At 69.8% G+C, this 4,411-nt stretch carries 6 protein-coding genes; 2 read left to right on the top strand and 4 right to left on the bottom strand.

The features are described 5' to 3' along the window. The first annotated feature begins 170 nt into the window (after nt 1-170). The gene (locus tag CED_RS20905; protein ID WP_035734624.1) at nt 171-971 is read left to right on the top strand and encodes a carbohydrate kinase family protein; all 801 of its coding nucleotides are present in this window, start codon (nt 171-173) and stop codon (nt 969-971) included. Between the two features lie 176 nt (nt 972-1,147). Here CED_RS20905 and CED_RS20900 read toward each other — a convergent pair whose 3' ends face one another. The 3 genes from CED_RS20900 to CED_RS24495 all read right to left on the bottom strand — a co-directional run bounded on the left by CED_RS20900 (nt 1,148) and on the right by CED_RS24495 (nt 3,622). Beyond that, entirely contained in the window at nt 1,148-1,789 is a 642-nt protein-coding gene (locus tag CED_RS20900) for a hypothetical protein (protein ID WP_035913616.1), read from the bottom strand. Nucleotides 1,790-1,802: 13 nt separating this feature from the next. After that, nucleotides 1,803-2,942, bottom strand: a complete 1,140-nt coding sequence (locus CED_RS20895; protein WP_035913613.1) for a radical SAM protein — start codon at nt 2,940-2,942, stop codon at nt 1,803-1,805. Continuing rightward, entirely contained in the window at nt 2,939-3,622 is a 684-nt protein-coding gene (locus tag CED_RS24495) for a hypothetical protein (protein WP_011436942.1), read from the bottom strand. The genes CED_RS20895 and CED_RS24495 overlap by 4 nt, the downstream gene beginning before the upstream one ends. A gap of 185 nt (nt 3,623-3,807) precedes the next feature. On the opposite strand from CED_RS24495, the gene CED_RS20885 reads away from it, so the two are divergent. Continuing rightward, on the top strand, nt 3,808-4,092 hold the full coding sequence (locus CED_RS20885) for a hypothetical protein (protein WP_035913611.1): 285 nt from the start codon (nt 3,808-3,810) through the stop codon (nt 4,090-4,092). Here the strand turns inward: CED_RS20885 and CED_RS20880 are convergent. Next, nucleotides 4,079-4,411, bottom strand: a 333-nt coding sequence (locus tag CED_RS20880) for a hypothetical protein (RefSeq protein WP_035913609.1), incomplete at its 5' end; no start/stop codon positions are given. The genes CED_RS20885 and CED_RS20880 overlap by 14 nt on opposite strands.

Genomic DNA, 4,411 nt, shown 5'->3' with positions numbered 1-4,411 from the left:
ACCGGAGCCCCGCGCCTTCATCGTCTCCACCCCCAGGGACGCTCACACCCAGCGACGCTCACGGAGCGTCACCAAACGTTGCAGGGAAAGGCTCAGTGGGTCATTTCCCCTCGGCGAACCACGGCGCGGCGGTCCGGACGGTGGAGCCGTCCATCGCGGCGGATGGCCCTATGGCCGCCGCCGTCCTGGCCGCCCTCGAGGTCCCGGCGCTCGTGCTCTCAAACGACTTCGGCGATGATCCGGGCGGGGTCCAAATCCAGGCCTGGTTAGAGCGGCACCGGGTGGCCTCCACGGCCCGGCCGGTGCCGGATCAGTCAACGTCGCACATTGTGATCGTGGCCGACGATGACGGCACCCGAACCTGGTTTCCGTACCTGCCCGGGGTACTGGATGGGCTGATGGCCGTGGACCTCACACCGCTGGCCTCGGCATCCTTCGCCTATGTGGACTGCTACCAGCTCATCGAACCAGCAAGCCTCCGCGCCATCGAGGCCGCCCGCCGGGCAGGGGTTCCGCTGCTGCTCAACCTCGGCGGCTCCAGCCTCAGCCCGGAGGTGGCTTCCGCGCTCCGGGATTGGCCGGAACTGCTGGTGATCCAGACGAACGTGGACGACGCCGCGCACGGGGAGGCCCTGGCGACGGCGGCCTCCCTGCGGAGCCAGACCCGGGCCTCCTGGGTGGTGGTCACGGCCGGAGCCTTCGGCGCGGTCGCCCTCAGCGACACCAGCCGGGTATCCGTTCCCGCCTTCGAGATCGTGGTACGGCACACCCACTGCGCCGGCGCGGCCTTTTCCGGCGGCCTTCTCTACGGTCTGCGTCTCGGCTGGCCGATGGGGGAAACCCTGGAGCTGGCAGCGGCCAGCGGAAGCCTTCGCTGCGAGCGTCCCCACCACGAACCCCTTCCGGACCTGGACCAGCTGCGCGCCTTCATCAGTTCCCGCGCTCGTCTGGCTGCCCCGGCCGCTGGCTGACCGAACGAGAAGCCCGCCCCTACGCCGTTGGAGGGGCGGGCTCTTCGGGGTGAACGCGGTTGGTCGGTCTACGGCGGCGGGTGATTAGTCGCTGATGGGCGGCACCTCCTTTGGATGCGGGGGCGTCGGCCGCGCCTCGGCACCGGCAGCGGCCAGGCATGGGGCGGCGGGGCGGTCTAAAACAGGTCCCACTCCCGGAGTGAAGTGGTCAGCTCGTCCAGGCGGTCCCGCGTCAGGCGTTTGCGGGCGGCCTCGGCGGCCGTTTCCTGGGCGGCGCCGAACTGCCACCAGCGCTCCCCAGTCTTCCGGTCCATGACCAGGAAGCGATCTTTGACGGCCGGGCCGCGGATCACCAGCGACACCGTGAACGGCTCCGCCACCACGGCGTGCACCATCGAGTGATGCAGGGCGTAGCTGCTGCCCACCGGTTCCGGCCGCACCACCAGCGCCTTCAGCGCGTCCGGGGCCGGGGCGTCGTCCACGTCCACATTGCCGAAGAGGTGGTGGCGGTACTCCCCGCGCAGCACCAGGCTGGCGTAACTCCAGCGGTGGTTGTGAGGCCGGTCGAAGTAGCCGGGGAGGAAGACGTGCAGCCGGACCCGGACACCAGCGTCATCCTGGTACAGCACGATTTTGTCCAGGATGTCGTAGTGCTCGCACAGGGCCAGCAGTTCCGGCCGCGTCGGCAGGCGGAGCAGGGCTTCCCTCACCGCCTCCGGGTCCTCCGCCACCTGCGCCAGCGCCTTGCGGGTGCCGCTCTCCACGGCGTCGAGGTCGTCCCAGTCCAGTCCCCGGAGGGGCTTGATGATCTCATTCATCAGGGTGTCTCCCTCAGTCCTCGGGCTTGGCGGACGACTTCCACAACCGGCACACCGGCACGATGTCCGGCTCCGCGGCGCAGGAGGAGCCGCCCATGACGACTTCCTCGGCGGGGCAACCGCCCTGGCAGGCGGAGGCCTTGCACCCGCCGCACGCGCTCGTCATCAGCGGTTGGGNGAACAGGTCGAACTCGTTGGCCTCGCGGTTCAACACCACCTGCCCGTCCTGCATCCGGGCGAAGTTGAGGTCCGTGTCGAACAGGTACGAACAGACGTAGCAGCGCCCGTCGGGAAAGATCGAAATGCGGTCCAGCGTCCGGCCGATGCACCCCTGGTATCCCTCCGCCGCATAGCGGCTCATCTGGTTTCGCCGGGCGTAGGTGGGCTGGTACCAGACCCGGGTTTTGTAGGCCGGGGCCACCTGGTTGATGACGTCGCAGTACGTCACCCAGGCTGATGGACCCATCGCCATGTCGGCGTTGCCGTGGCCGGTGCCGATGGTGGAGAAGACGTGGAACTTCACGAGGGACACGCCGATCTCGTCGGCCAGGTCCAACAGCTTCAGGGCGTCGCCCCGGTTGGCCCGGTTGACGGTGCAGATGATCCGGGTGTCGAAGCCGCGTCCGGCCAGCTCCGCCGTCGTCTCCAGAGCCACGTCAAAGGTGCCCTCGCCGCGTACCTGGTCGTGGGTGGCGGCGCTCCCGCCGTCGAGGCTGACCTGGACGTAGGCGAAGTCCGCCGGTTCCAGCTGGCGGAACTTCCGTGCCGCGGGCTTCTGGGCGTTCGTGGTGGTGATGACGTCCTCGTACCCCAGCTGCCGCCCGAGCCGGATGGCCTCGATGTAGTTGGGGTGAAGCGTCGGCTCCCCGCCCAGGATGGTCAGCTTGCTGCCGCCCATCCGTCGCCAGGTCCGCAGCGTCTCCGTGATCTGGGGCAACGGCATCTTCAAGGCGCGCTCCAGTCGTTCGCCCATGTAGCAGTGTTCACAGCGCAGTTGACAGGCCTCGGTGATGTAGAGGTACACATTCCGGAACCGGCCGTAGGCGATCCGGTCAATGTGTTCCGGGGCAGGTGCGTCAGCCCGGCGCGGCATCCGGGCGTGGCCATAGTCGNCCCTCGGGCGCAGGTGGGGAAGATCAAGGAAGGTGGTCATGCGGGGCTGCTCCTGGCGGTGAGGAGGGCGGTAACGGCCTGGGCGGTGTCCTCGGGGGTGGTGCCGCTGTCGAGCGCGTGAACGGTGACGCCGCCACCCGCGAACGCCTCCTTGATCCCGTCAGCGGTCTGGCGGTACCGCTGTAGCCGGGCGCGGAGGAGCCGGGGCGCGTCCCCGCGGCGGGGGTGGAGGATGCCGCCGCACCGCGCGCAGCGCTGGGGGTCGTCGGCGCGGGCCTCGGCGGGGAGGCGGGGGTCACGGATGGGGTCGCGCTCGCAGCGGTGGCAGACCCGGCGGTGATAGGCCCGCCGGTACAGCGTGGTGACGTTCACCGTCAGCTCCACGGCGACGACGGCGCAGCCGGGGGCCGTCTGCCGGAGCGCCGCCAAGAAGTGCCGGACCTGGGCGGCATTGCCGGGGAAGTTGTCGAAGATGACTGTCCCCGTGCCCCCGGCCGTGACCAAGTCCTCCAGGTAGGCCCGGAGGGTGGCAATCACGGTGAAGTCGTCAATCCAGCCCAGGCGTTCCGCGCTGGTGGCCGTGGCCGCCAAGATCGTGGTGGGGACGTGCTCACGCAGGCGGAACACGGCGGTGGCCGGGGCCTTGCTGAGCCGCGCCGTCAGCGTGGTCTTGCCAGCGGCCGGAGGTCCGAAGACCGGGACGGCAACCGTGAGGGTCACGGCATCCCCCTTTCGCACCCTGGGGACGGGGATTGAGATGTCCTCAGGGTCCGGCCGGGGATCGTGGAGGACCACGCCTGTGGTTCGTGCCGGGCATACGCGAGACGCATAGACACTGCGCCGGAGGGTGTTACGGTCGGGTCCGGATCGTGCCCAAACGGTTACGGAACGGGGGATGGCCAGGCATGACGACCACGCCTGACCTACGGCACTGCGCCCGGTGCAAACGCCGCCTGGCCGCCGACAACCCGCAGCCCATGTGCGGCACCTGCCAGCGCGCCGTCATCGACGCCCGGGTCCGCCCGCCCGAGGTGCCCCCGGAGTTCTGGGCGCTGGATCAGATGAGCGACGCCCTGGCGACGTGGCACATGGGCCGGGTGATCTTTGCCTACCGGACCCATCCCCACCATGCCCAACCCATCTCTCAGTGGGCGTTCTGCACGCTTTCGTCGGGCCTCAGCTTGAGTTGATCTCTGGGGTGGCCGGTGGGTCGGGCTGGGGCAGGACGAACAGGCCGGGATCGGGCTCGGTGAGAACNCNCCGCTCTACCAGCCGTTTCAGCCGGGCCCGCATGCTCTCGACATGCCGGGGCTCGGTGCCGCCACCCAGCGCCCGGCACACGTCCTTGGCGTGCAGCCCGTTCCCGCCCCGGGTGAACACGGCCAGCACCTCCCGATACCCCGGCGGCAGCGGCTCGGCCGGTGCGGCGTCGTTCTCGGCGGCCAGGTCCAGCACCGTCTCCCGGGTGATCTCCAACCGTTCCAGGGCACGTTCAGCGGCGGCGAGCTG

The organism is Frankia sp. CeD (assembly GCF_000732115.1).
GTDB lineage: Bacteria > Actinomycetota > Actinomycetes > Frankiales > Frankiaceae > Frankia > Frankia casuarinae.
The sequence above is the reverse complement of the archived record's forward strand: the minus strand, read 5'-3'. Positions and strand labels throughout refer to the sequence as shown.

What these genes read in the sequence shown, in the direction of transcription:
- CED_RS20905 (WP_035734624.1), top strand. Translation starts at nt 171, where the DNA reads ATGGCCGCCGCCGTCCTGGCCGCCCTCGAGGTCCCGGCGCTCGTGCTC.
- CED_RS20900 (WP_035913616.1), bottom strand. Translation starts at nt 1,789, where the DNA reads ATGAATGAGATCATCAAGCCCCTCCGGGGACTGGACTGGGACGACCTC.
- CED_RS20885 (WP_035913611.1), top strand. Translation starts at nt 3,808, where the DNA reads ATGACGACCACGCCTGACCTACGGCACTGCGCCCGGTGCAAACGCCGC.